Consider the following 24,895-nt stretch of genomic DNA (forward strand, 5'->3'; position numbering starts at 1 on the left):
CCCGGAAATGCCGCTGATCGGCCATATTCAGCGGTCGAATAGCGATGCCGACGGGTCGGGCGCTTGATTCCAGCGCCTTCGGACTCAAACCTTTCCTATCGCGTGAAGCATCCAAGGCCCCACGAACAGCCGCGGAACGCGATGGAAACTATGACGGCAACGGTGATCGACATCCGAGCGAACCAATCCGAGGACGAGCGGAGCGACGAGCAGCTGGTGGGCCTCGCCCGCGCCGGCGACACGCAAGCCTTCGAAACCCTCTATCGGCGGCATAACGGCCGGCTCTACGCCGTATGCCTGCGCCTGACGGCAGATGCAGCCGCGGCAGAGGACTGCGTGCAGGAGGCCTTCGTGAATGCCTGGAACGCCCTCGCGAGCTTCGCTGGTGATAGCCGCTTCAGCACCTGGCTCCATCGTATCGCGGTCAATCAGGCCCTAGGCCTGAAGCGCAAGTGGAAACGTCGCAGCGCCCACTTGAAACTAGTGAGTGCACACAGCGACGAGGACGGCGAGAACATCGATCCGTTGGATCGCGTGGCCGCGCCAGCACCGGACAACGCCGCGCAGCTCGATCTGGAACAGGCAATCGCGGAGCTTCCGGAACAGGCGCGCAAGGTATTTGTGCTGGTGTCCTTGCACGGCTATACGCACGAGGAGGCAGGTGATGCCCTCGGCGTTGCCGCAGGCACCAGCAAGGCGCAGCTACACCGGGCACGCCAGCTGCTCAAGCAGCGTCTCGTGCGCTGAAGGAGAAATTGGACATGAACGACCAAGAATTGGACCAGGCGATTCGCGAACTGCCGCAGCAGCTAACCCCGCCGAATGACCTGTGGCCTCAGATCGAGAAGCGGCTAACGAACCACGACGCCCGCGCAGCGCAGGAACACCGATCGGGCGCGGCGCGCGCGGCGACCCATGGCAACGGACGCCTGTGGGGCCTCGCGGCCACCGTGCTGCTGGTCGCCACTGCCAGTCTGACCACCTTCGTCGCCACCCGTGCCCACTACGCACCGCTGGACAACCAGGACGAGCTGATGGCCCGGCTAGCTCCGCCGACCGAGGCACTGACGCCCATAGAGGCCAGCGTGCTGCCGGTGGATTACACGATGGCCCGAGGCGAGCTGATGGCGATCCTGGAGGCTAGCTTAGAGCGTCTGGATCCCGCATCACGGCGCGTGGTGGCGGGAAACTTGCTCGAGATCCGCGCCGCCCTTACCACCATCGAGCTGGCCTTGGCCGAAGATCCGGACAACGCATCCTTACAGCAGCTGCTCGTCACCACCTGCCAGCAAGAGCTGAGTTTGCTGAAGTCCGTGCAGCGGCTGGCCCAAACCGCCCAACAGGTCATCGAGATATGAGCCAGACGCGTAACTCCCTGTCACTGGCCAAGGCGCTCCTGTGCGCCTCGCTGGCGAGCGCAGCCACGGTGCCAGCGGTCGCGGATACCACCGTGGAGCGAGAGTTTGCCCTAGCCGATGGTGGCCACCTCAAGATCATCAACGTGCAGGGCAAGATCGAGGTGCGCGCCTGGTCGCGCCAGGAGGTTCGCCTGGTAGCCGAGCTCGAGGGCGATCCCGAATCGCTCATCGTGAAACACGACGAGGACCATGCGGAGATTCGCGTCGAGGCAGACAAACGCTGGTATGGGCGCAGCGACAGCCGTGATGCGGATCTGAGGATCGATGTCCCAGAGAACGTCCGCCTCGAGATCTCAAGCGTTAGTGCGGACGTGTCCGTAGATGGGCACCACGGAGACCAGCGCGTTCAGAGCGTTAGCGGGGACATCGACGTCGACAGCGCTAGCCGCGACGTGCAACTGGAAACGGTATCCGGTGACATCGAGTTCGACGGCAACGGTGCTGAAGGCCGCTTTTACGTGAACGCGGTTAGCGGCGATGCGGAGGTGCTAGAGGTCAACGGCGAGGTGCGCGTGAGTACGATCTCCGGCGATGCTCGCGTACGCAGCGAAGTGCTGGATGAGGCGAAGCTCGAGAGCGTATCCGGCGAGATCACCCTGTACGGCCACCTCCGCGATCGCGCCCGCCTGCGGGCCGGGTCCGTCTCCGGCGAGGTGACCCTGCACCTGTGTAAGCGTGAGAACGTCGAATTCGACCTGGAGTCCTTCTCCGGCGACATCGTGGACCGGGTCACGCGTCAGCGCCCTAAGGAAGAGGGCTGGGGCCCCGGCTCACGACTACGATTTCGCGAAGGGGACGGCAGCGTACGGGTTGCTGTGAACACGATGAGCGGCAGCATCGACATACGCGACTGCGACTGAGCACCCACGCGCGTCACCGAAGCACCAGACCCCAGCCTATTGCCGAACGGTGCTGCCCCCGCTAGTATGCGCGGTTCTCGATCTTCGGGCGAGCACTACGGTGCACCCCGCGGAACCACGATTTCCAACAGGTAAAGACGCCATGTCTAGGGTATGCATGGTCACGGGCAAGGGTCCGGCGACCGGTAACAACGTATCGCACGCCAACAACAAGACCCGCCGTCGGTTTCTGCCGAACCTTCACGACCACCGCTTCTGGGTGGAGAGCGAGAAGCGCTTCGTGAAGCTCCGCGTGTCCACGCACGGTATGCGCATTATCGATAAGCGCGGCATCGAAGCAGTCCTCAAGGACCTGCGCGCTGCCGGCCACAAAATCTGACGGAGTAGCGAGCCATGGCCAACTCTGCCCGCGACAAGATCCGCCTTGTGTCCAGCGCCGGCACCGGGCACTTCTACACCACTACCAAGAACAAGCGCCTGCATCCGGAGAAGATGGAAGTGCGCAAGTTCGACCCCCGCATCCGCCAGTACGTGACGTACAAGGAAGCGAAGATCAAATAGGGCGCCCGCCGTGCCGCCCGTTGGGCGAATGTCGAGTCCGAAACTAGTGTCCTGAGTTAGAAAGGCCGCTCCAGATTCCCCGGAGCGGCCTTTCTTTTTCCTAACCCTGGAAGGGATGGCTCCGCAACGCGAGGAGCCTAGCACCCTTCCCTTAGGCAGCCTGCATGCGGTAGCGGCGTAGCCGCGTGGAAAACTCTTCCAAGGCCCGGATACCACTAGCCTCAGCCTCAGCGCACCACTCGCGCATCATGTCGACGAGGCGCTCGTGAGGGTGCACGCCGCTCCACATCTGGCGCAGGCGCTCGCGGAACTCGTGCACCTTCTGCAGCTGCTCGCTATTCGCGAGCACGTCGCCAAGTTCGCGCCGTGAGGGATCGTCCAGCAGCTGCGGGCTGCGGATCATCAGCTTGCGCGCACGGCGCAAGAGCTGGCGCCAGCGGGCATCATCGGCTTGCTTAGCCTCCGTCGCGAGCACCGGCAGGGTCACTCGCTTGCCGTAGTCACGCAGCACGTGCATGCGATTCGTGATGATGGCGCGCATGGTCTCGAGGTCCACGACGGGCTCGTCCATGGCAGCGATCACCGGCTTGGGAAACACCCGTCGCACCTTCGCTAGGCCGACGGCCGAGAGCATCTGGATCCAGAGCCAGCCGATATCGAACTCCCACTTGCGCACGGAGAACCGGGCGGAGCTCGGGAAGGCGTGGTGGTTGTTGTGCAGCTCCTCGCCGCCGATCCACAGGCCCCAAGGCGTGACGTTCGTGGACGCGTCCTCGCACTCGAAGTTTCGATAGCCTGTGTGATGGCCAACACCGTTGATCACGCCCGCCGCAAAGAACGGGATCATGAGCATCTGCAGGCCGAACACGGTGATCCCGGCAACCCCGAACAGCGCCAGGTCGATCAGCGCCATGCAGGTGGGCCCGGCGAAGCGCCAGCGGGAGTAGAGGTTTCGCTCGATCCAATCGTCCGGCGTGCCGCGCGAGAACTTCGCCACGGACTCCGCGTCCTTGGCCGCGTTGCGGTATAGCTCCACGCCCTCGAATAGCACCTTCTTCAAGCCGTGAACCTGAGGGCTGTGAGGATCGTCTTCCGTCTCACAGTGCGCGTGGTGCTTGCGGTGCACCCCCACCCATTCGGCGGTGACCATGCCTGTGGATAGCCAGAGCCAGAAGCGCATTACATGGCGGACGATCGGGTGCAGATCGACGCCTCTGTGAGCTTGATCGCGGTGCAGGTACAAGGTGACCGACGCGATCGTCATCTGCAGGAAAGTCAGCGTGAGTATCGTCACGCCCCAGAACTTGAGGTTCAGCAAGCCGTCGAGATATTCCATCCAGTCCTCGGGAGAGTGTCGTCGTTACTGCACCGCAATAAGCGGTGGTGCGAGAGGCACTTTAGCGGAGCGCTACGCCAGCTGACAAATCGCGCGAGATGATCTTGTGATGACCCGGGCAAAGCAGCCAACATGCCAACGTAGGTTGATGATCGGATTCACGATATCCGCAATCACCGAAGGAGGCGGCAGCGTTCTCGAAGGCGCCCCCTTCGCCCAAGATGCTAACGTGCCGGCCCCAGTCCCTCGACGGCCGAGATCACAAGCCGACGATTTGCGGTCTGTACGGAAGGAGACACGTGCCTGAGTTACCCGAAGTAGAGACCACTCGCCGTGGAATCGCCCCGCACGTGGAGGGCGGCACCCTGCAGGAGGTAGTGGTGCGCGAGTCGCGCCTACGCTGGCCCGTGCCTCCATCGCTGCCCGCCGCCAGCGCGGGCCAGCCACTAGAGGGCCTCGAGCGCCGCGCCAAATATCTCATCTTCCGCCTGCCCCGCGGCAACCTACTGCTGCACTTAGGAATGTCCGGCAGCGTCCGGGTGATAGAGCGAGGTAAGGAGCCAGCGTTGAAGCCCCACGACCACGTGGACCTGTGCTTCGATCGGGCCACCCTACGCTTGAACGATCCGCGGCGCTTTGGCTCACTTCTTTGGTCACCTCACCCAGTGTCCTCCCATCCATTGCTCGCCGAGCTCGGCCCCGAGCCCCTTGGAGATGCGTTCGACGGCGACTATCTGTTTGAGCGCTCGCGCGGTCGCCGCGGAGCGGTGAAGAATTTCTTGATGGACGGCCACGTGGTCGTGGGCGTTGGCAACATCTACGCGAGCGAATCTCTATTCGAGGCAGGGATCTCACCAACACGGCCCGCAGGACGCATCTCTCGCGCCCGCTACGTGCGCCTAGCGCAGACCGTGCGCAAGGTTCTGCAACGAGCGATCGACAGCGGCGGCAGCACCCTAAGAGACTTCCTGCGCAGCGATGGCTCCCCCGGCTACTTCCAGCTCGAACTCGCCGTCTACGGCCGCGAGGGCGAACCCTGCCGCACCTGCGGCACCGAGATTCGCCAGCGCGTGATCGGGCAGCGTGCGAGCTACTACTGCCTCCAATGCCAACGTTAGGCCGAGAACCACAGGATCGCGCCAACGGCCCCAACCCAAAGCAACACGATCGGCAGCAGGCGCCACTGAAAGGAACGCTTAGCTGACTTATGGCGTAGAAAACGCATAGCCGCGAGGGCTGCCGCCACGCCGCCTGCTACGCACAGCAGCAATAGCAAGGCCTCCGGCACGCGCACCTGGCCCGCGTCGCTGGCGAGACGCTTATCCAAGCGCCAGAATTGCCAGGTGCACAAGTTGATCGCCAGCAGCCATCCACTGAGCACCCACACGAGATACGCGCTGGGCGTTAGCGTCGGGAGTGGCCGGTAGAGATGCTGAACCGCCCAGGCGGAACCGCCAAGGAGGGCGATCAGCCAGAACCCAGCGCAGAAAGCGGCCCTAAGGTAATGGGCTTGGACAGCCGCGTGGAGTTCGGACACGCGGTTAGCGGGCTCCACGCCCCATTTCTAGGCGCCCCCGCCCGTGGCGGCCTCGGCTTGCGCCATGTCTTGCTCCAAGGCATCGCCTCCCATGAACCACCGAGACGGCAACTCACCGGCCATTAAGCGATGGTGAATCGCTAGCTCTCGATCACGCACAGCGCCGAGAAACCGATCCGCTCCGTGCATGTGCCGGAAGGCGACGAAACCGCGTTCCACGAAGTCCTGCAGCTCACCGAACCCCATCATGTGCGCTGGCCCGTGAGCCAGTTTCACGGCGGTGTAGAGCATCGGGTTTGGCACCACGCGGTCGAGGGTACGTCCAAGCTGCACCACCAGCTCGATCTGGCGCTGGCGCTCTTCTACCTCGCCCACGCGTCGGTAAGCCTGCGCATAGTCCTCAGGTTGCAGGTCCGTGCCCACCGCCACGCCGAGGTGATCGCGCAACTGAACGAGCATCTTCTCATCCAGCTCCTGGCTCATCGCGTGCAGGTCCATCGCCAAGGTGATCGAGCCGATCGCCTCCTCCGACAGGACGCGCGACATCAGCGGGTAGACCCGGCGCACATCATCGTCTCGCCGACTAAAGTCACGAGCACCGTAGATATCGGAAAGAAAGAAATCAACGGCCGGTTTGTAGCGGGGTTGAGCCTCGAGATCCTCGTAGGTCATGGCCAGGCGCTTCGCCTGCCATCCCTCGAACCAGAGCATCGCCTCGTCCGGTGGATGCATGTCCACCTGACGGCCGCGCACCTCGTGACTTCTACCTAATAGTTTCGCAAGCTTTGCTAAGTGAACACCCTTACCGCCGCGAGACTCACTCAAGAGGCCTGCTCCGTGGGCGCCGCCTTCGCGGCCAGCTCCTCATCACGCAGGGTTCGACGGAGAATCTTGCCGACGTTGCTCTTCGGCAGGTCTTCGCGAAACTCCACGTGGCGCGGCACCTTGTAGTTGGTGAGGTGCTCCCGGCAGTGAGCGATCACCGCCGCCTTGTCGAGCTGCTGGCCTTCGTCGCACACCACGAACAGCTTTACCGCCTCGCTGCTCTTGGCATCGGGCACGCCGATGGCAGCAGCCTCGAGCACGGCAGGATGCCGCACGACCACGTCCTCTATCTCGTTCGGGTAGACGTTGAAGCCCGAGACTAGAATCATGTCCTTCTTGCGGTCAGTGATGAACACGTAGCCGCGCTCATCCACGTAGCCCATATCGCCCGTGCGCAGATCGCCCGCGTCCGTCATCACCTTCGCCGTGTCCTCGGCGCGCTGCCAGTAGCCCCTCATCACCTGCGGTCCGCCAATGCAGATCTCGCCAACATCACCGCGTGGCAGTGCGTTGCCATCATCATCGCGCACGGTGACGCGGGTGGAGGAGATAGGCACGCCGATCGATCCATTGTAGGCATCGATCGTGAGGGGGTTAATGCAGGCAGCAGGGGAGGTCTCGGTGAGACCGTAGGCCTCTACTAGCGGCTTCCCGGTGACCTCGGCCCACCGCTCCGCCACGGCCCGCTGCACCGCCATGCCCCCGCCGAGGGTGATCTTCAGGGGACCGAAGTCGAGGCTCGAAAACCCTTCTGCGTGCAGCAGACCATTAAACAGCGTGTTGACGCCGGTGATCGCCGTAAAGCGATGACGGCGCAGTTCGGCGATGAAGCCGGCCATGTCACGCGGGTCGGTGATCAGCACGTTCTTACCGCCGATCTTGGTAAAGACCAGGCAGTTCGCCGTTAGGGAGAAGATATGGTAGAGCGGCAGCGCCGTGATCACGATGTCCGAGCCATCGCTCGTCAACGGCGAGAGCCAGGCGGACGATTGCTCGAGGTTCGACACCATATTGCCATGGCTCAGCATCGCGCCCTTGGCAACGCCCGTCGTACCCCCGGTGTACTGCAGGAACGCTAAATCGTCGTGGGTGAGAGCAACGTCCTGCAGGGTCGTGGAGGCTCCCTGCTTAAGCGCACTCGAAAGCGCAACGGCTCCCGCCAACTGCACCGGCGGAATCAGCTTTTTCACATACCTTACGACTGCATTGACTAGCGCCGATCGGGGCCAGGGCAACATATCTCCGATTTCGGTGGTGACTACACACTTGAGATCCGGCAGGTCGCCCTGCACGCCGGCGAGCGTTCTGGCGAAGTTCTTCAGGATGACGATGGCGGATGCGCCCGAATCGGACAGCTGGTGCTTTAGCTCGCGCGGGGTGTACATTGGGTTGACGTTTACCACCGTCATACCAGCGCGCAAGATCCCGTAGGCCACCACCGGGTATTGCAGGAGGTTGGGCAGCATCACGGCCACCCGATCGCCCTTGCTCAGACCCGCGCCCTGCTGGAGCCACGCGCCGAAAGCTGCGCTCGCTCGATCCAGTTCACGGTATGTGAGCTCGTAGCCCATATTGCTAAAGGCGGGCTTATCCGCGTAGCGCTTACAGCTCTCTTCGATCACCGCTTTGACAGAAGCGTAGCGCTGCGGCTCGATGTCTGCGGGGACGCCTGCGGGATATTCCCGAAGCCAGATTCGCTCGTCCTGGGGCGATTCAGCGCTCGACATGGGTAGGGCACTCCGAAGTGGGCTGGCGCGGGCGGAAAGGCGGCGGGGCGAGGCCATCGCGGCCCACCGCGTGTCAACTGTGTAGAACCTCCTAGTCTCGCCCAAGGCAGCATATGGCTTCAAACCGCGCGCTTGTCGACAGCAACCTGGCGCGGACGGTTCTCCGGCTGTCGGGTAGCCCACAGTCGTCGCTGCTAAGGCCTGAGATACTGCTCCCATGGGAGGTCGAAAGATCAGAGCGTTCTCCGCTGGCGTCGTGCCCGTGCGGCTCTCACCCGAGGGGCCTCGGGTGCTCTTACTGCGTGCCTATCGCCACTGGGACTTTCCAAAGGGCGGGGTGGAGGCCGGTGAGAGCCCACTGGACGCCGCGACGCGCGAGGTGGAGGAGGAGACCGGCATCACGGACCTGGAGTTCGTGTGGGGTCACGAGTTCATCGACACGGGCCCCTACGGCCCCGGCAAGGTCTCCCGCTACTACGCAGCCCTCACTCAGGAACAGCACGTTGTGCTGGGGATCAACCCGCAGCTCGGCCGCCCGGAACACCACGAGTTTCGATGGTTTTCCCTGGACGGCGCAGCCGAGCGCCTCACCCCCCGCGTGCTCTGCGTGCTGCAGTGGACGGAGCGCTTTCTCAGCGACTCGCCGTTGAGCCCGCCTCGCTCAGCAGAGTCGACATAAAGGCTAGGAACTCACGCTCCCAATCGACGAAGTGTTGGCCCGTGCCTGGACCGGAGAAACCCGTGTGTATGCGACGCACCTCACCCGCGCGATCGACGAAGATCGTGGTGGGGAAGGCGAGCACCCGGTTCAGCATCGGCAGCGTCTGCGCAGCTTTGGTCTTATCTGAAATTCCCGCGACGAGGGTGGTGTACTCGATGTCGAACTTCTCGCGGAAGCGCTTCACCTGGGCCGCCGCCGTGTCGAAGTCTTCGAAGTGCTCGTACATCAAACACACTACCTCGACCCCAAGCTCGCGGTTACGCCGGTAGTACTCAGCCAAATAGCCGGCCTCGTCATGGCAGTTCGGGCACCAACTCCCCGCCAAGGTCACCAGCACCACCTTGTCCGCGAAGCGCGGGTCATCCAGGGAGACCGGCTGACCGTCTTGGTCCGGGAACTCGAAGGCGAAGCTGTCGTAGCCCGCCTTCAGAAAGGTGAGTGTTTGGGGGTCGGGCAGGGCTGCCTTCTCATCGCGCCGTGCGCGCCAGCGCTCATGCCAGCGGGTACCGGACCAAAAGTCGCCAACCAGCGTGCCGTCCTCCTGCATGCGGGCACGAAAGAGAAACGCATGGGCTCCGTCGAAGGTGGAGAGCGCCATGGTGTCGCCGTCGACGTTGCCCGCCAGGTATCGGTAATCCCCCGTGGGCGTCAGGAAGGTGCCGGTGAGCTCACCACCCGCCTGTGAAAACTCGCCGACAGCGGGAGAGAGCTTGCCCTCATCGTCAGTGAAGGTCACGGCCCAACGCCCGTGCAGATCCACCCGCGAGGGGTTGGTCACGCGAAAGCGATGCACGGCACCAGGGTAGGCCTCGAAGGGCATCACCTGAGTCTCGCCGCCACGCTTGATGAGCGTTAGATCACCCACCAGAGAGCCGTCGTCGCGCAGGGCCGCGTCGATGCGGTTGTTGAAAGCCGGGAACTCGAACAGCAGCTCGCCCGCCTCCTGCACCACGCGGCCCACGGGCACCCGTTCCTCCCCGTTCTCCACCGTCGCCGTCAGACCTGTGGCCGACTCGGCCAAGCGAAGGGTGAAGGGCAGCTCACCGCCTGGCAGCTGCACCGTCGCGCGCCAGGGCCCTAGCGCCGGTGGCAGCGCAGGAATGGCGGGGGCGGTGCTAGCCTGCGCAGCGTCTCCTTCTTCAGGCGGCGCACTGGCCGTGCCCTCTTCGGTGCACGAGGTGACCAGGCCACTGATCACCAGCGCACCGATGGCGAGCATAGCCTGGCGGGCGAGAACGACGCGGAACGGACGGACGCGGGTCAGAGGTGCACTCATGCTGGAAATACTCGGCCTTCGCTGATCGATGGATGAGAAACGGCTGGCGATAGTCTACCGACCGCCGGGCAGCGCGAAAATTCGCTCGTGTCAGCGATAGCCCTCGGCCTGGAGCAGGAACAGCTTCGCGTAGCGTCCGCCACGCGCGAGCAGATCGTCGTGGGTACCGCGTTCGACGATGCGCCCGTCATCGACCACCAGGATCTGCGAGGCGATCCGAACAGTGGAGAACCGGTGGGAGATCAGGATCACCATGCGCCCTTCCGAGAGGGTCTGGAAGTGCTCGAAGATGGAGGCCTCCGCCGCCGCGTCGATCGCAGCGGTGGGTTCGTCTAGAACCAGGATATCCGCATCGCGTCGCATAAAGGCCCGGGACAAGGCGATCTTCTGCCACTGGCCTATCGACAGTTCGCGACCCCCTGGGAACCAGCGCCCGAGCTGAGTCGCATAGCCCTCGTCCATCTTGTTGACGAACACGTCGGCCTGCCCGCGAGACGCTGCGTCGCGCCACCCCTGCTCGTCATCGAAGCGATTGACGTCACCCACCCCGATGTTCTCGCCCACGAGAAACTGATAGCGCACGAAGTCCTGAAAGATCACCCCGATCCTCTCCCGCAGGCGGTGAGGATCCCACTGGCGCAGATCTAGCCCATCGAGTTTGATGACCCCAGCGGATGGCTCGTAGAGACGCGTGAGCAGCTTGATCAGAGTGGTTTTGCCGGATCCATTCTCGCCGACGAGGGCCAGACTCTCGCCCGTGCGAAGGTGAAAGCTCACATGCTCCAATGCCGGCGTGGTGCCGCCCGGATAAGTGAAGCTCACCTCTTCGAAGCGCAAACCATCGCCGGGGCTCGGCCCCACAGTGGCTGTGCCCTCGAGGGCCGCGACCGGTTGCTCGAGATACTCGTAGAGGATGGAGAGGTAGAGGTTGTCCTCGTACATACCACCGATCGAGGAAAGGACGGCGGACACGGACGACTGACCCTGCTTGAACAGCAGCAGATACATGGTCATCTCACCCAGGCTGATGGCGCCGCGAACCGCGGCGAGGGCGGTCCAACCGTAGGCGCCGTAGAACGCACCGGTGCTGAGCAGCCCCAAGACGAAACCCCAGAAGTCACGGCGCACCGTGAGGGCTCGGTCGCGCTCGAATAGCTTATCGAAGATCCCACGGTATCGATCCAGCAGCTGCCGGCCGAGCTGGAACAGCTTGACCTCTTTGACGCTATCCTCCCGCGCCAGCACGGTCTCGAGATATATCTGTCTGCGCGTGTCGGGAGAGCGCCAGCGAAAGAGACGAAAGGCGTCGCCGGAGAACTTGGTCTCCGCCAGGAACGCGGGTACGCCAGCCACGGCGATGATCAACACCGCCCATGGCGAGAACTGCAGGAGGATCGCCGCGTAGGAGACCAGCGAGATGCCGTTCTGCACGACATCAAAGGTCTTATTAACTAATCCGAGAGGTCGCGTAGATGCCTCGCGCCGCGCGCGGGTCATCTTGTCGTAGAACTCCGAATCCTCGAAGTGGCTGAGCTGCAGGGTAAGCGCCTTCTCGAGGATCATCGTATTCACGCGGTGACCCAGCATCGCACGCAACAGGGATCGGCATACGTTGATACCGCGTTGAGTGGCTGCGAGCAGGGCGACAAGGAGCGCTTCGATGGCAACGTAGCGCAGGATGGCGTCGAGCGCGGTCTCGCCGGTCGCCTCGTGCACGGCCATCGCTGCCACCACTGCATCCACGATTAGCTTGCCTACCCACGCGACTGCCGCAGGCAACACGCCGGCAACCAGTGTGAGCAAGGCAAAGGCGATGGTCAGGCGGCGGTTGGTCGACCAGACTAGCTCCACTGCCCTACTGCTGTAGCGGAAGACGCTCAGGAACTGGCGTATGCCGCGGGCGGGTTCGACCAAAGGTCGCCTGCTACTCACTGAGCTTCGAAGACGTGCTGCGCGCTAAGGGAAGGGACATCGAGATGATCCGTAGGGTTCAGTCGCGCGCTGACTGCTCGCCGACCAGCATCGAGGCCATGGCGCTAGCAAGGCTCACGATTACCCACGCGAAGAACGCCGTCGCCAGGCCCTGGATCTCAAACCCTGGTACGAGACTGCTGGCGAGTAGCAGCATGGCAGCGTTGAGCACGAACAGAAACAAGCCGAGCGTAATGATCGTGAAGGGGAATGTCAGGAACGTCAGAATGGGCCTGATGAAGGCATTGACTAGGCCGAGTACCGCAGCACTGATGAGCAGCGTGGGTAGATCATCGATGATGACACGGTCTAGGAGCTCATCAGCGACCCACAGCGCGAACGCCGTAACAAGCAGCTGAATTAGCATGCCTCGCATGCAACGCCCTCCTGCCGCGTCGGGTGACCAGAAGGGCTGATTATCGCAGGCGAGTGATCAAGCGCAAAATGCCTGGCGCCGGAACACCGGCGCCAGGCGGCAGTCCCTCAAACGTCGTGGTAACGGCGTAGGCGAATCGCGCCAAGGGTGAAGATCGCGGCGATGACCAAGCCAATCCAAAGACCTGGCGCTGTGAGCAGGGCGATCGGATCAGGAACCGAGAGCAGGGATAGAGGGCCTTCCATGTCCCCGAACTCGTCGAACACGTCGGCGAAGTCGTCGCCATTGAAGCGCACCTCATCGTCTTCGGTGTTCAGCGCGTAGTAACCGAAGTCCCGCACATGACCGCCGATCCAATCGACCAAGTTCTGGGTACGGAACAGCAACCATTCGAGGTACATGAGCGCCGCCGGTACCCCGAGCGCCCACAGGAACGGCGCGTTGCGTGCCGCCGACGAGACGAGCAGCAACCATGCCGCAAAGGGAGCGAACCAAAGGGCCTGCGCCAGCACCACGTAGAGCAGGAACAGAGGTCCTGAAATCCAGGGCGCAGGCAGCCAGAGCAGGGTGATCGGGTTCTCCCCCAGTGCGATCAAGCCTACCGATAGCACCAGGCCGTTCAAGGCGTAGGCGATGATCACCGCCACCAGCTCCACCAAGCCTACGGCGACTAACCCGGTCAGCAGTTTGGCTAAGACAGACTGCGTGTCCGACACAGGCAGGGACCGCCAGAACAGCACGCTACGATCCTTGCGTTCGCCGTACAGGCTGTCTAGCAGGTAGAAGCCCGCCACTGCACTCATCAACAGATTGAAGGGCAAGGCGAAGGGGATGAGCGTGAGCGCGAGCAGGCTGCGCAGCATGATGTGCACGCGCTCGGGATCCGCTGAGCGCAGCTCACGCAGGGCTTCGTTTACCTCGCTACCGACGCTCAAGCCCTTGGCTACCGCGAACAGCGATGCGGCCAGGATGATCAGCGTGAGGATCCCGGGGGCGAAGAAGATCGAGCGATGCTCGAGCAGCTCGCGCCGGACTAGGGTAAGGGCGGTATTCATGCTGCCACCTTCGAGCTGGGCGCCATCTTGGCCACAAACAGATCTGCTACGCTCGGACTGTGCACTTCCCCGAGCCCAGCCAGGGTGTCGCGCGATTGATCCTCGAACAGGAACACCTTCTTGCCGAACATGCTGCGCTCGTACACCGGACGCAGGGCCTGGGCTTTCTCCACCTGATCGGGGTGCACCAGCACCTCGAGGTAGCGATCGGCCATGTCCTCCATCGAGGAGTTCAGCACGAGCCGGCCACTGCGAATGAACATCAGATGCGTGAGGATGCGCTCGATCTCCTCCACCTGATGGGTGGTGACCAAAATGGTGCGCTTCTCATCGAAGTAGTCCGTGAGCAAGGTCTCGTAGAAGGCTTTGCGATAGAGCAAATCGAGGCCCAGGGTAGGCTCGTCGAGCACCAGCAGGCGCGCTTCGATCGCCATCACGATGGCCAGGTGTAGCTGCACGGTCATACCCTTCGACAGCTCCTTGATGCGTGCCTTGGGGCGTACCTCCGTGCGTTCGAGGAAGTCAAGGGCGCGAGAGGCGTCAAAGCGCGGGTGCAGGCCAGGCATCATGGCGAGCAGATCTTGCACACGAAGCCAGCCCGGCAGAGTCGCGACGTCGGCGATGAAGCACACCTCTTGCATGAGCTGCGAGCGCTGCGTGTAGGGGTTGAGGCCGAGCACGCTCAGCTCGCCGTCGCAGGGCTGCAACCCCAAGATCGCCTTGAGGACGGTGGTCTTACCCGCGCCGTTGGGTCCGATGAGGCCAACGATCTGCCCCTCTTCGATATCGAAGTCCAAACCGTGCAGCACTTCCTGACGACCGAAACGCTTGCTCAGGCCGCGGGCGGTGATCAGGGGGGTGGTCATGGCGCGTCGTCTCCATCTTCCTTGGCGGGCTTGGGCTCGCCGGCGTCGTTGGCGGCGCCACCAGGGCTCAACGCTCCCTGATCCTGCGCCTCGTGCACGGGGGCAGCCAGCAACTCCTCTAGGGACAGCCCCAGGCGGCGGATGGTCATCGCCACGCCAGGCCAGGTCTCCTTGATGAACCGGTTGCGCTCATCGCTAAGCAGCAGCGCCTTGGCCCCGGACTTCACGTACATGCCACGTCCTCTCTTCTTCTCCACCAGATCCTCATCCACCAGCGCTTGGTAGCCCTTCATGACAGTGAGGGGATTGAGCTGGTACTCGGCGGCCACATGGCGCACCGACGGCAGCGCATCACCGTCGCCCACGACATCCTCCAGGATCATCGCGACGACCCGGTCACGTAGCTGCCGATAGATCGGCTGCGTATCGTTCCATTTCGGTTCCATCGTCAGTCTCTTACGTTGCGGCCTGGGGCGGCCTCCCGTTCCGTCAGGGGGTGAGCCCAACCGGCTTAGTGAACTAGTGTTGTACCCAACTATAACACCTAGGCCGCTAGACGCAAGTCCCAGCCGCTCAAAGCGCGACCGAGATCGTGAAAACACGGGTAAACTGCGGGGCCCTCAACCCGAACCACTCGACCGAGCAGGAGCCCGGCAGACCATGCGACCGATTCCGGAAGACGAGCTGAAAACCATCCGCGACAACTTCGAATTCACCGACACGGACGGCGACGGCACCGTCGATTTTTCCGAGTTTTCTAAGCTATTACAGGTGCTTAGCCCGGAGTCATCCGTGCAGCAGGCAGCCGAGGCGTTCTCCATGATCGATACCAACAGCGATGGCTGTATCGACTACGAGGAATTCATCACCTGGTGGAAGCAGGTGTGGTGGGAGTACTAAGCGCCCCGCTCGCGCTCGCTTGAGAGACGGGCAGGCGCAGGCGGGGATCACTCTAGCCCTGCCAGCGCGCCAAAGATTAGCGTGCAGCCGCCTGGGCCGGCGGAGCCTTATCGCTCGCGCAGGCATCCCCCTCTTCCTGCCGTACCCACGTAGAGGTACAGGGGATCTTCGAACGGTCGCAACGGTCCGCGTACTTGGACGCTACATCGCGCACCTCGTCCATCAAGCCCTCGTCCAGCGTGGTGGGCTTGAGGCCGCGGTCCAGGAAGCAGTCGTTGGCCACCCGCAGGTCGTTCTCCGGCTTCTCTTTGCGTGGATTCGGCAGGTAGTCGACGTCGACCCCTGTGAGCGATGAGATCTTCTCCGCCAGGTCCCGCACCCGGTGGGTCTCGGTCATCTGGTTGAAGATCTGCACCCGGTCGCCCTTCGCCGGTGGGTTCTCCAGGGCGATTTCGATACAGCGCACGGTGTCTCGGATGTGAATGAAGGCGCGGGTTTGCCCGCCCGTGCCGTGCACGGTCAGGGGGTAGCCGATCGCCGCCTGCATCAGGAAGCGGTTCAGCACCGTGCCGTAGTCGCCGTCGTAGTCGAAGCGGTTGATCAGGCGTTCGTCGCGGCTGGTCTGCTCCGTCTGCGTGCCCCACACGATACCCTGGTGCAGGTCGGTGATGCGCACGCCGTCGTTGCGCGCGTAGTACCAGAAGAACAGCTGATCCTGGGTCTTGGTTAGGTGGTAGATGCTGCCCGGCTGCGGCGGGTAGAGGATCTCCTGGGAGACCAGCTCTCCGTTCTCCGCCTGCACCTGCACCTCGAGGTAACCCTCGGGGATCACCATGCCGGTGGTGCTGTAGCCGTAGACGCCCATGGTGCCGAGATGCACCAAGTGGATGTCCTGCTGGGCTTCGACGATGGCGCACAGCACATTGTGGGTAGCGTTCAGGTTGTTGCTCACCGTGTAGCGCTTTTGCACCTCGCCCTTCATGGAGTAGGGCGCCGCGCGCTGCTCGGCGAAATGCACGATCGCCTCCGGCTGGAACTCCTCGATCAGGTTCCGCAGGCGTTGGAAATTGTGCGCGATGTCGATGTTGGCGAACTGGATCTCGCGCCCCGTGAGCTCGCGCCAGGTATCGATGCGCTTGCCGATCGGCTGGATCGGCGTGAGCGACTGCACCTCGAGCTCATTGTCGATGTTGCGCCGGGAGAGGTTGTCGACGATGCAGACCTCGTGCCCCTGGTCGGACAGATACAAGGCCGTCGGCCAGCCACAAAAGCCATCCCCACCCAGAACGATTACTCTCATGCGAACGCCCCATTAGTCTTTTGTGCTCGACGTCGTCCAAGCCCCCGGCGACGCGACCCTCGCGACCCTCCCGCGTCCCGCCACCTCAACGGATGACGCCCCAAAACGCAGGGTTAGGAGTCGCGAATATTAGAAAGGCGGCAGTATAGTCCAACGCAGACAAGGTCATGCACCCATCGACCACGACACCAGGCAGGCGCCGAGATGGTATCCAGCTCCGCCGGTGAGCCCGCCGAGGCGAACCCGGCCGCACACGCTCCCGCGTCTTCGAAATCGCCGGCCCCGCGCCCGGGTGAGCCGACCGCTCGCTCCCTGCGTGCGTTGGTCAACACGCTCGAAGGCGGATTCCTCGCCCTGCTGATGATCACCGCCGGCATCGGCGGCCTGTGGGCCAGCTTCTGGCACGGTGCCTCCTCCGAAGCCGTGCGCATCAACACCTTGCTCTCGGGGGCACAGTCCCTGCGCGGTGATGTGTACCGGGGCGTGAAGGAGGTCACGCGCGCCCAGCTGCAGCAAGACCCCGACGCCCTCGACAAGTATTGGCGCTTGCTCTACGGCATAGACTTCTCCTTCAACGGCTTGGAACAAAACGCCACGGAGGCTCCCGAACGCGAGGCCATCACGGACATGCGCGGGGCGTACGCCCGCATGCAAACGGCCATGAACCGCGTGTTCGCCGACGCCTCCGACCTCACCGAGCAGGCGCGCACGGAGGAACTAGACCCCGCCTACGAACGCTGGATACTCGGCGACTTCGAAACCGCGTTCCTCGCTCTCAACGCGGCCATCATCGAGGAGCGACAGCAGCTCGAGCAGCGCCTGGACCGCTTCAACCGTCTGGCGCCGATGCTGATCTCGATTCCCATCGCTATCGGCTTAGGGCTACTGCTGTGGACCCGGCGACGCTTCCGCCGACACTTCGTCGGGCCCATGGAAGCGATCCGCCAGGGCGCCGCCACCATGCGCGAGGGCGCGCTCGACACCCAGATCGATGCCGACGATGCCGTGCGCGAACTGCGTGAGCTGAGCCTCACCCTCAACGACATGGCGCAGGAGCTCATCGCGAGCCGCGATGCCCTCGTCACCCAGGAACGTCAAGCAGCCCTCGGCGCCCTCGTGCCCGTTGTTGCGCACAACATTCGCAACCCCCTCGCGAGCATTCGCGCGGCCGTGCAGGTGGTGGATATGAGTGACACCGAAGAATGGCATGAGGTACGCGATGAGGTGATTGCCACCGTCGACCGCCTCGGGCGCTGGGTGAACTCACTTCTGAGCTATCTGCATCCCCTTCGACCACACCCCGTCGCCTGTACCCTGCCTCAACTCATCCACGGCGCGATGGCGCCCTGCGAAGCGCGCGCCGCGGAAAAAGGAGTCTCCCTCGAGGTCATCCACGCGGACGCACAGGAGTCGCTGACGGTCGATATCGACCTCATGGAACAGGCGTTGCACGGCTTGATCAACAACGCCATCGAAGCATCGCCCCGTGGCGCCACGGTGAGGATCGATACGCGCCTGGCGGGCGACGACGCCCACCTGGCGATACTCGACAGCGGCTCGGGGTTCACCCCCCAGACGGAACCGGAGCAGCTGCGCCCTGGCCCCACCACCAAGCGTCGCGGCACGGGGCTCGGCATCCCCTTCGCCTACAAGGTGATCCGCGGCCACGGCGGGCGCCTCGCCTTCAGCCAACGCGACGAGGGCGGCACGCGAGCGCTGGTCGAGCTACCGAGGGAAATTAGTAACGTTGAGGAACCCTCGCCGTGAGCCAGGCGTCACCCCACCTGCTTCTGGTCGAGGACGAGACCCTCCTCGCCTCCGCCGTGCGCCGCCACTTAGAACGAACGGGCTACAAGGTCCTGATCGCAGGCGACATCGCGTCGGCCCGAGACACCTTACGGACGACCGGCAAACAGGACGCCATCGATCTCGTGCTCCTCGACATGCGCCTGCCGGACGGCTCGGGCATGGACCTGCTGGAGCAGCTCAGCGATGCGCAGGATCCCCTAGGGGCCGGCAATCCCGCGGTGATCGTGATGACGGCCTTCGGCGGATTGGAAGACGCCGTAGCCGCGATGAAGGCCGGGGCAGACGACTACCTGCGCAAACCCGTAGACCTCGACGAACTCACCCTGAACATCCAGCGCGTACTCTCCCAACGCGAAGTGCGCCGGCAGCTGGCCGCGTCACGCTCGCGCGAGCGAGGCCAGGCCGGTGGCGAGGTGGCCGCCGACTACCTGGGCGACACCTCCGCCGCCGCCGCTCTGCGCGAGCAGGTGACGCGCATCGCCCGCCTAGGCGCCGCCCCCACGCCGCCGAACGTCCTCGTCCTCGGCGAGACCGGCACCGGCAAGGGCCTGCTCGCCCGCGCCCTGCACGAGCGCAGCGAACGGGCACAGCAACCCTTCGTGCACGTGGACTGCACGGCGCTCCCTGCGGACCTCGTCGAGAGTGAGCTCTTCGGTCATCGCAAGGGCGCCTTTACTGGGGCCACCGAGGAGCGCACCGGCCTGATCGAGGCCGCCGAGCGCGGTACCGTCTTCCTGGACGAGATCGGCGAGTTGCCGATGGAAACCCAATCGAAGCTCCTGGCGGTGTTGGAGCGGCGGCGCGTGCGGCGCGTGGGCAGCTCGAGCGAGGTCAACGTCGACGCCTGGTTCATCGCAGCCACCAACCGCGAGCTGGAGCAGGAGATCGAGGCCGGACGCTTCCGTGCCGATCTCTACTATCGTCTGAAGGTGCTGACCCTCGAGTCACCGTCCCTGCGCGAGCGCCCCGACGACGTGCTCAGGCTAGCGGAACACTTCGTCGAGACGACCGCTCGACGCTTCGGCCTGCCCACCCCCGCGATCAGCCCCGAGGCAGCGAACACGCTGAAGGCCTACCACTGGCCAGGCAACGTTCGCGAGCTCAGCCACGTGATGGAGCGCGCCGTGCTGATGGGCGGCGGCGAACTACTCACCCCCGCACTGGTTGCCGCGGACGCGGGACTGCAAAGTGGCAACGGCGGCAAGCCGCCTACGGGCATGGACGCCCTTCGCGGGCTTACGCTAGCAGAAGCTGAGCGACTTCTGATCGAAGAAGCTCTCGCCCGCACCGATGGCAATGTCTCCCAGGCCGCCCGGGAACTCGGCGTGACGCGGGAGACCCTTCGCTACCGCCTCAAGCAGCACGGCCTGAGCGGCACCTAGCCTGGATTATTCATGAGTCTTCGTCGCGAGGGCGACGAGACTAATCCAGGCTAGCTCCTAGGGGCGACCGTCGCCGGCGATGACCAGGCACACCGGCGTGTCCGGCTGGCTACGGCAGAAGTCCGGCGCTCCAACTTCTTTCCAATAAGCAATCATCCCCAACCGATCAGCCACGGCGGTAAATCGATCCGATAGTCGCAGAGCGGGTTTCTGTAGATCGTATAAGACAGCGGAATTGATGAACTCTCCATCCTCCGCCTCCCGCTCAGCCACCGAGAGGGCTCGCTCCGGCCGATCGAGCTCGATCAACAGATGCACCGCCCCGAAACCCGGCAACCGCCCGTCCTGGTACGCCGCCTCGATGTTCGTCGCGAGAGCATCGACAGCGTCACCATCATCCAACTCGACAGTGATGAACTCCATTAGTAATGTCGCCGTCCCCGGGAACGGGGATCGCTGCGCCCAGGCGCTCAGCGACTGGGGGTCGCCGCGCCGTCTCCCCACCATGCCCGTGCCGAACCAGAGGATCGGCGTCTCGATGCCGAGATCTTCGCGGATGACGTCGAGCAGTTCGGCGCCGCGCTGCGTCTCGTAGGCCTGGAGGTGGTTCATGGCGATTTCTGTGAGCACCGCCGGCGAGGTGGGCATGAGCTCGCGCGCCTGCGCGGTGAGCTCCCTGGCGCGCTCGAACATGCCGAGTTCGCGGAAATGGCTCGAGTACCACAGGATCAGATTGGCGTTGTCCGAATCCAGTGCCAGGGCTTGCTCGTAGATACGCTGGGACTCGGCCCAATCGCCCTTGCGCTGGGCGAAGAAGGCCATCAGGGAACGGGCTTCGGCGAGCGAGGGGTCCAGCTCGAGGGCGCGGCTGGCGGCGACGATAGCCTCGTCCAAGGCGCGGCCGTGGTCCGCTTCGATCACGTAGGTGGAGTAGGTGGCCCAGGCCATGGCCAGCGTCGACCAGGCAGCGGCGAACTCCTCATCGCGCTCCACGGCGGCACTCAGCATCTTGATCGCCCGTTCGCTGGCCTCGACTCCCCGTTGCTCCCACATGGCGCGACCGCGGTGGTAGAGCCCGTTGGCCACCGGATCAGCGGAGAGGACCACGCCCGGCGTGGGCCGCGGCTGGCGCTCAGGTACGTAGCGCAGCGCGATGATCACCCCCAGGGCCACCACGAGCATGCCCGCCACCAGCACCGTCAGCCGATTCGCGCCAGGCCGTGATGGCATCGCCAGCGGCGCTGATTCCTCGGCCGCTACCTCGGTCACCCCCAGCGCCGGGCCGTCGGCCGCGCGCTCGGCGAGCCACGCGTCCAGCTCGCCGGGCAAGGCAAAGACGGTGCTCTTGGTCTCGTGCACGTGACGGTAGACCGGCAGCCCCTCCTGCGCCTCCCAGCGCCGCGCCGTCCGCTCACCGCAGCGTAGGTGAGCCGCGATGCGCTTCCACCCCACGAGGCGGGGCGAGGCGATACCTGAATTGCCATCGGTCATCGCGCAACCTTGCGAACGCCAACCGCCACGGGCACCCCAGCCTCCGCGATCCGATGCGGCCAGGCACAGCCAAGCGCGGCCAGATGCGCCCATGACCGCCCGCCGGCATTGCTGAGCGCCACCGAAAGACCAAAGCATTTGCCTCGAACATCGCTCATCGAGGTGCCAACGTGCTGCCCTTTCGCCATGCCCATTACTTCGTGCTCGCTTTCCTGGTGATCACCCTGGCCGCCTTCGCACCGACCTACTTTCTGGTGCTCGACGACGCGCCTGCGGCGCACCATCTACACGGCATCACCGCCACCGCCTGGATCGTGCTGCTGATTTGCCAAAGCGCGTCCATCCACCGTCGTCGTTGGCGCCTCCACGCTTGGCTCGGTCGAGCCAGTGTGCTGCTCGCCCCCCTCATGGTGGCCGGGGGGCTGCTGGTCACGCAGGTCACTCTGCTGCGCGAGAACTCGCCGTTCAATCTTCTCTTCGGCCACGACCTCGCCGTCGCCGACTGGGTGGCCACCTTAGCCTTCGCCCTGTTTTACGGGTTGGCCCTGCGCCACCGGCGCGACCCGGAACGCCACGCGCGCTACATGCTGGCGACCTTGACCCCCCTTGCCGGCCCATCGCTGGCGCGCTTGCTCGCCAACTTCGTGCCCGGCTTCGCCATAAGAGCCCCTGAAGAATTGGCCAAGTTTGGCATGGCGATCGATGCAGCGATGGGGCTAACCACCCTCGCGCTGCTCGCGCTGCTGATTATCGATATCAAGCGACGTAATCCGGCGGATCCCTTTCTCCTGGCCATCGGGTGCTCGGTGCTGATGTACGTCGGCTTCGCCTGGTTCGGTCCCACGGCGCTCTGGGATCGCCTGGCAGACGCGTTCGCGGCGCTGCCGGTCGGCCAGGTGATGGCGATGGGCTTAGGCCTGGGCCTTGGTGCCGCGGCGATCGGCTGGTGGTGCCCGTCACCCACGCACCGCAGCGGGGGCGCACGGCGGGCGGAGCAGCTAGCCGCCGCGGGAACCTGAGGGAGGATCCTGGCAATGGAGTTCACCATGGCGAATGTACTGTGCTGGCGCCCGTTAGCCCTTGGCGCGCTTTCAATTCTCATAGGTTGCTGGACGCCGACCTCCACGATGGCCCAGACCGGGATTGTGGATATTCACATCGGTACAGACGTTCTGGAGAAGCTGTTGTGGGACTACTTCTACGTTCAGGAAGTCTGCGCGCTTGACGAGTTCGTCTTCGAACCGGGCAGCCCACCCGTCGTGTTGGACCGCATCGACATTCCGCGGCGACCCGGCATCACCGACTGGAACGGCACGTCGGTCCCTGCGGAGTTCTTCATGCGCCCACCGGACTGCCTGACACGCGATTGCGACGCGAGCGACATCCTCAGCCCCGCCCCATCGTTCTACGACACCTGGCCGGTGGAGTTGAAGTACAACTGGCGAATCGAGGGCGATACCAGGCCTAGCCTGTGCGCTTCGCTGGATGGTGTCGAATACGGCAGCTTTGAGAGCATCGCGCCTGACCAGCTCCCACCGGCGCTTGTCAGCGCACTCGGCGACATCCCGTGCTACGACCTTCCGATGGAACTGATCGAACGGTTCCTGCCGGATGGGGCGAGATTCAGCCGATGGGTAATTGGAGTGGTCGAATTCGGGCTGTTCATCCGGCTCGAGATCGATGGCCCTTACGCTGAAAACGGCGGCCCGGGCCTGACGCTGCCGAACCGAGGCAATTTGCTCTCTAGTGAGGATTGGTCGATTCGGTTCGGGAAGGACGTCATAGAACGGCATGTCCGGGAAGAAATGGCCCGCGAACTTGACTGTGTAGCGAACCCCAAGCGGGCCGGCTGTGAGCGGGATTTCGACGGCGACGGCGTGTTGTGTGAGCAGAACGACAACGATGACCCCGGATGCGATGCGATACCAGGATTCCGCCTGACGGCCGGTCCGGTCGCAGAATTGCGCATCTACCCGCCGGATGAGTATTTCGATATTCACCTGAGCGGTCAGGTACCTGCAGGCGCAACCGTCTGCCCGAACGATGTCGACGTTGATGTGATCAACATCGTCGACGTCTTTCGTGACGATCAGGCCACAGACGATTGGTTGCTGCATGACGTTTCCATCGCGGCGCAGGCCTCGCAGGCGGATCTTGAAGTCTGCGCGGTACAGGCCGGTCTTGGGAACGGACCTGCCTTTACCGCGGTGAGCGAGGCCGTGCTTGGAGCGCTCTCCGACGCGCTCAGTCAGGGCGTAGGCGACAGCTGCGATGCGCTTGATCCAGACTGCCGGTCATTCTGCGTTGCAGGGCCTTCGGGTGAGCTCCTGTGCCCGGAACGTTTTGATCTGTCGCGCGCCGTCGATTTCGACGGCCCATCCCACGGTAGGATCTCGCTGGAAGGGGCTCGCGCCGGGTCCCTGGGCGGCGAGAGCATGACGCTGTCTGGCAAGATCACGATTGAGCCTAAGCCGGCGTTCGCCAACACACCGGTGAATCCCGGCGTGCCGCGAAAACCGCTCGAGGTTGGTGACGGTGCGCTTCTATTCGGCGTCCAGGGCAGCTGCAGTAACCTGCACACCGGTTATGGCGGCAGTTTCACCATCGACGGACAGGGGGAGATGTGTAGCTCCCCGGCCATCCTCGGCGATCCGCCCAGCGATCAACCCATCGGGGTCGCGCGGATGTACGGCCTGGACTGGCCCGACGGGACGCCCGCGACCGGCACCCCGACCCCAAATGGCACCGTGCAAATTCAGTTTCCGCGAACGCCAGGTCAGGCAGCGCTCGATGAGTTCTTCGCAGCACCTTACCCCTTACGCGCGCTCATTCGCACCAGTACTGGGCTTCAACACCGCACGATCGACGCACCGGCGGAGGCAGCACCCGGCCAGGCGCTCGAGGAACTCACGGAGGCCATGGCGCAGTGCCTGGGTAGGCGCTGGCAGATGACCATGCCTCGGGCTGTGCTGGAAATGCTCTGGCTCGTCGATCCACCACCGTTTGAGGTGACGTTGGCCGGTGATCGCCTACGCCCGAGTGTCCGCGCCGTGGCGACGTTCAAGACATTCGAAGCCGCCCTGATGACCGACGTGGATTTCGAGGCATCGAGCAGCGGCGATCGCGTGTGGGCGGCACCGCAGGTGGCAATGCAGGGCGAACTCGCACTCGATTTCGGAAAGCTCGGCGTTTACACGCTTCCGTTCCGCGAGACGAGGGACCTAACGGCCGCGGTAACGGATCTCACTGCAGATGGCACTGCCGAACTCACGCTGGCGCGTCCATTCGGATTCACCGTGAAAGCAGGGCGCGAACACCTGCCCGACGGCATCGCGGGCGCCAACGTGACCGTAGAGATTCCGGCGCACGCGCTGCAGCTCAGCGCCCCGTGGCGCAGCGAACGTCCGCCGCTCGAGAAACGCCGCAGGCCGCCCTCCATACGAAAGAGCCCACCGACTTCGCTGCGCAAGAAAGGATCTTGAAG

24 protein-coding genes are annotated in these 24,895 nt (G+C 64.0%); 12 read left to right on the forward strand and 12 right to left on the reverse strand.

What is annotated here, in order from left to right:
• Positions 1-141: 141 nt before the first annotated feature.
• From AAGA68_02835 to rpmG, 5 genes are all read left to right on the forward strand, one after another.
• Positions 142-747, forward strand: coding sequence for a sigma-70 family RNA polymerase sigma factor (locus AAGA68_02835; GenBank protein MEM9383967.1), 606 nt, complete (start codon positions 142-144; stop codon positions 745-747).
• A 14-nt stretch (positions 748-761) separates the two neighbouring features.
• Positions 762-1,358, forward strand: coding sequence for a hypothetical protein (locus AAGA68_02840; protein ID MEM9383968.1), 597 nt, complete (start codon positions 762-764; stop codon positions 1,356-1,358).
• Positions 1,355-2,278, forward strand: a complete 924-nt coding sequence (locus AAGA68_02845; protein MEM9383969.1) for a DUF4097 family beta strand repeat-containing protein — start codon at positions 1,355-1,357, stop codon at positions 2,276-2,278. The genes AAGA68_02840 and AAGA68_02845 overlap by 4 nt, the downstream gene beginning before the upstream one ends.
• A gap of 142 nt (positions 2,279-2,420) precedes the next feature.
• A complete protein-coding gene (gene rpmB, locus AAGA68_02850; protein MEM9383970.1) occupies positions 2,421-2,657 on the forward strand; it encodes a 50S ribosomal protein L28 in 237 nt (78 codons plus the stop codon).
• A gap of 14 nt (positions 2,658-2,671) precedes the next feature.
• Positions 2,672-2,839, forward strand: coding sequence for a 50S ribosomal protein L33 (gene rpmG, locus AAGA68_02855; GenBank protein MEM9383971.1), 168 nt, complete (start codon positions 2,672-2,674; stop codon positions 2,837-2,839).
• Between the two features lie 151 nt (positions 2,840-2,990).
• On the opposite strand, the gene AAGA68_02860 is transcribed toward rpmG, so the two are convergent.
• Positions 2,991-4,175, reverse strand: coding sequence for a fatty acid desaturase (locus AAGA68_02860; GenBank protein ID MEM9383972.1), 1,185 nt, complete (start codon positions 4,173-4,175; stop codon positions 2,991-2,993).
• Between the two features lie 299 nt (positions 4,176-4,474).
• Here AAGA68_02860 and mutM point away from each other — a divergent pair, with 299 nt between their 5' ends.
• Complete coding sequence (mutM, locus tag AAGA68_02865) at positions 4,475-5,293, forward strand: bifunctional DNA-formamidopyrimidine glycosylase/DNA-(apurinic or apyrimidinic site) lyase (GenBank protein ID MEM9383973.1); 819 nt, start codon at positions 4,475-4,477, stop codon at positions 5,291-5,293.
• Here the strand turns inward: mutM and AAGA68_02870 are convergent.
• Genes AAGA68_02870 through AAGA68_02880 form a run of 3 tightly spaced genes read right to left on the reverse strand, consistent with a single transcriptional unit; the run spans position 5,290 to position 8,264 of the window.
• Complete coding sequence (locus AAGA68_02870) at positions 5,290-5,712, reverse strand: DUF1294 domain-containing protein (GenBank protein ID MEM9383974.1); 423 nt, start codon at positions 5,710-5,712, stop codon at positions 5,290-5,292. The two genes, mutM and AAGA68_02870, sit on opposite strands and share 4 nt — an antisense overlap.
• A 27-nt stretch (positions 5,713-5,739) precedes the next feature.
• Positions 5,740-6,537: a hypothetical protein gene (locus AAGA68_02875; protein ID MEM9383975.1), complete on the reverse strand. Its 798-nt coding sequence runs from the start codon at positions 6,535-6,537 to the stop codon at positions 5,740-5,742.
• Positions 6,534-8,264 carry an AMP-binding protein gene (locus AAGA68_02880; protein MEM9383976.1) on the reverse strand — a complete coding sequence of 577 codons (1,731 nt, stop codon included), beginning with the start codon at positions 8,262-8,264 and terminating at the stop codon, positions 6,534-6,536. Before AAGA68_02880 ends, AAGA68_02875 begins: the two co-directional genes overlap by 4 nt.
• A 217-nt stretch (positions 8,265-8,481) precedes the next feature.
• Here AAGA68_02880 and AAGA68_02885 point away from each other — a divergent pair, with 217 nt between their 5' ends.
• On the forward strand, positions 8,482-8,943 hold the full coding sequence (locus AAGA68_02885; protein ID MEM9383977.1) for an NUDIX domain-containing protein: 462 nt from the start codon (positions 8,482-8,484) through the stop codon (positions 8,941-8,943).
• On the opposite strand, the gene AAGA68_02890 is transcribed toward AAGA68_02885, so the two are convergent.
• The 6 genes from AAGA68_02890 to AAGA68_02915 form a co-directional block, all read right to left on the reverse strand.
• On the reverse strand, positions 8,897-10,261 hold the full coding sequence (locus tag AAGA68_02890; GenBank protein ID MEM9383978.1) for a TlpA disulfide reductase family protein: 1,365 nt from the start codon (positions 10,259-10,261) through the stop codon (positions 8,897-8,899). The two genes, AAGA68_02885 and AAGA68_02890, sit on opposite strands and share 47 nt — an antisense overlap.
• 90 nt (positions 10,262-10,351) lie before the next feature.
• Positions 10,352-12,175, reverse strand: coding sequence for an ABC transporter ATP-binding protein (locus AAGA68_02895; protein MEM9383979.1), 1,824 nt, complete (start codon positions 12,173-12,175; stop codon positions 10,352-10,354).
• Positions 12,176-12,251: 76 nt separating this feature from the next.
• Entirely contained in the window at positions 12,252-12,608 is a 357-nt protein-coding gene (locus AAGA68_02900; GenBank protein MEM9383980.1) for a phage holin family protein, read from the reverse strand.
• 107 nt (positions 12,609-12,715) lie between these two features.
• Complete coding sequence (locus AAGA68_02905) at positions 12,716-13,663, reverse strand: hypothetical protein (GenBank protein MEM9383981.1); 948 nt, start codon at positions 13,661-13,663, stop codon at positions 12,716-12,718.
• The gene (locus tag AAGA68_02910) at positions 13,660-14,529 is read right to left on the reverse strand and encodes an ABC transporter ATP-binding protein (protein MEM9383982.1); all 870 of its coding nucleotides are present in this window, start codon (positions 14,527-14,529) and stop codon (positions 13,660-13,662) included. The genes AAGA68_02905 and AAGA68_02910 overlap by 4 nt, the downstream gene beginning before the upstream one ends.
• Positions 14,526-14,975: a GntR family transcriptional regulator gene (locus AAGA68_02915; GenBank protein ID MEM9383983.1), complete on the reverse strand. Its 450-nt coding sequence runs from the start codon at positions 14,973-14,975 to the stop codon at positions 14,526-14,528. The genes AAGA68_02910 and AAGA68_02915 overlap by 4 nt, the downstream gene beginning before the upstream one ends.
• Positions 14,976-15,189: 214 nt before the next feature.
• Here AAGA68_02915 and AAGA68_02920 point away from each other — a divergent pair, with 214 nt between their 5' ends.
• Positions 15,190-15,429: an EF-hand domain-containing protein gene (locus AAGA68_02920; protein ID MEM9383984.1), complete on the forward strand. Its 240-nt coding sequence runs from the start codon at positions 15,190-15,192 to the stop codon at positions 15,427-15,429.
• Positions 15,430-15,505: 76 nt separating this feature from the next.
• Here AAGA68_02920 and AAGA68_02925 read toward each other — a convergent pair whose 3' ends face one another.
• Complete coding sequence (locus AAGA68_02925) at positions 15,506-16,729, reverse strand: NAD-dependent epimerase/dehydratase family protein (protein ID MEM9383985.1); 1,224 nt, start codon at positions 16,727-16,729, stop codon at positions 15,506-15,508.
• Positions 16,730-16,933: 204 nt separating this feature from the next.
• On the opposite strand from AAGA68_02925, the gene AAGA68_02930 reads away from it, so the two are divergent.
• Both AAGA68_02930 and AAGA68_02935 read left to right on the forward strand, forming a co-directional pair.
• Entirely contained in the window at positions 16,934-18,496 is a 1,563-nt protein-coding gene (locus tag AAGA68_02930; protein MEM9383986.1) for an ATP-binding protein, read from the forward strand.
• Positions 18,493-19,920, forward strand: coding sequence for a sigma-54 dependent transcriptional regulator (locus tag AAGA68_02935; protein MEM9383987.1), 1,428 nt, complete (start codon positions 18,493-18,495; stop codon positions 19,918-19,920). The genes AAGA68_02930 and AAGA68_02935 overlap by 4 nt, the downstream gene beginning before the upstream one ends.
• A 57-nt stretch (positions 19,921-19,977) precedes the next feature.
• On the opposite strand, the gene AAGA68_02940 is transcribed toward AAGA68_02935, so the two are convergent.
• On the reverse strand, positions 19,978-21,411 hold the full coding sequence (locus tag AAGA68_02940) for a tetratricopeptide repeat protein (GenBank protein ID MEM9383988.1): 1,434 nt from the start codon (positions 21,409-21,411) through the stop codon (positions 19,978-19,980).
• Positions 21,412-21,581: 170 nt separating this feature from the next.
• Here AAGA68_02940 and AAGA68_02945 point away from each other — a divergent pair, with 170 nt between their 5' ends.
• Positions 21,582-22,430, forward strand: a complete 849-nt coding sequence (locus AAGA68_02945) for a hypothetical protein (GenBank protein MEM9383989.1) — start codon at positions 21,582-21,584, stop codon at positions 22,428-22,430.
• Between the two features lie 27 nt (positions 22,431-22,457).
• On the forward strand, positions 22,458-24,893 hold the full coding sequence (locus AAGA68_02950; protein MEM9383990.1) for a hypothetical protein: 2,436 nt from the start codon (positions 22,458-22,460) through the stop codon (positions 24,891-24,893).
• Positions 24,894-24,895 lie beyond the last annotated feature (2 nt).

This window comes from Pseudomonadota bacterium, from assembly GCA_039193195.1.
In the GTDB taxonomy this organism is placed as follows: domain Bacteria; phylum Pseudomonadota; class Gammaproteobacteria; order Steroidobacterales; family JBCBZW01; genus JBCBZW01.

Excerpts from the sequence above, each read along its gene's own strand:
- AAGA68_02930 (MEM9383986.1), top strand. The coding sequence starts at position 16,934 with ATGGTATCCAGCTCCGCCGGTGAGCCCGCCGAGGCGAACCCGGCCGCA.
- AAGA68_02905 (MEM9383981.1), bottom strand. The coding sequence starts at position 13,663 with ATGAATACCGCCCTTACCCTAGTCCGGCGCGAGCTGCTCGAGCATCGC.
- AAGA68_02840 (MEM9383968.1), top strand. The coding sequence starts at position 762 with ATGAACGACCAAGAATTGGACCAGGCGATTCGCGAACTGCCGCAGCAG.
- AAGA68_02940 (MEM9383988.1), bottom strand. The coding sequence starts at position 21,411 with ATGACCGATGGCAATTCAGGTATCGCCTCGCCCCGCCTCGTGGGGTGG.
- AAGA68_02890 (MEM9383978.1), bottom strand. The coding sequence starts at position 10,261 with ATGAGTGCACCTCTGACCCGCGTCCGTCCGTTCCGCGTCGTTCTCGCC.
- AAGA68_02880 (MEM9383976.1), bottom strand. The coding sequence starts at position 8,264 with ATGTCGAGCGCTGAATCGCCCCAGGACGAGCGAATCTGGCTTCGGGAA.
- AAGA68_02920 (MEM9383984.1), top strand. The coding sequence starts at position 15,190 with ATGCGACCGATTCCGGAAGACGAGCTGAAAACCATCCGCGACAACTTC.
- AAGA68_02845 (MEM9383969.1), top strand. The coding sequence starts at position 1,355 with ATGAGCCAGACGCGTAACTCCCTGTCACTGGCCAAGGCGCTCCTGTGC.
- rpmG (MEM9383971.1), top strand. The coding sequence starts at position 2,672 with ATGGCCAACTCTGCCCGCGACAAGATCCGCCTTGTGTCCAGCGCCGGC.
- AAGA68_02860 (MEM9383972.1), bottom strand. The coding sequence starts at position 4,175 with ATGGAATATCTCGACGGCTTGCTGAACCTCAAGTTCTGGGGCGTGACG.
- AAGA68_02915 (MEM9383983.1), bottom strand. The coding sequence starts at position 14,975 with ATGGAACCGAAATGGAACGATACGCAGCCGATCTATCGGCAGCTACGT.
- AAGA68_02925 (MEM9383985.1), bottom strand. The coding sequence starts at position 16,729 with ATGAGAGTAATCGTTCTGGGTGGGGATGGCTTTTGTGGCTGGCCGACG.
- rpmB (MEM9383970.1), top strand. The coding sequence starts at position 2,421 with ATGTCTAGGGTATGCATGGTCACGGGCAAGGGTCCGGCGACCGGTAAC.
- AAGA68_02835 (MEM9383967.1), top strand. The coding sequence starts at position 142 with ATGGAAACTATGACGGCAACGGTGATCGACATCCGAGCGAACCAATCC.
- AAGA68_02910 (MEM9383982.1), bottom strand. The coding sequence starts at position 14,529 with ATGACCACCCCCCTGATCACCGCCCGCGGCCTGAGCAAGCGTTTCGGT.
- AAGA68_02885 (MEM9383977.1), top strand. The coding sequence starts at position 8,482 with ATGGGAGGTCGAAAGATCAGAGCGTTCTCCGCTGGCGTCGTGCCCGTG.
- AAGA68_02900 (MEM9383980.1), bottom strand. The coding sequence starts at position 12,608 with ATGCGAGGCATGCTAATTCAGCTGCTTGTTACGGCGTTCGCGCTGTGG.
- AAGA68_02950 (MEM9383990.1), top strand. The coding sequence starts at position 22,458 with ATGGCGAATGTACTGTGCTGGCGCCCGTTAGCCCTTGGCGCGCTTTCA.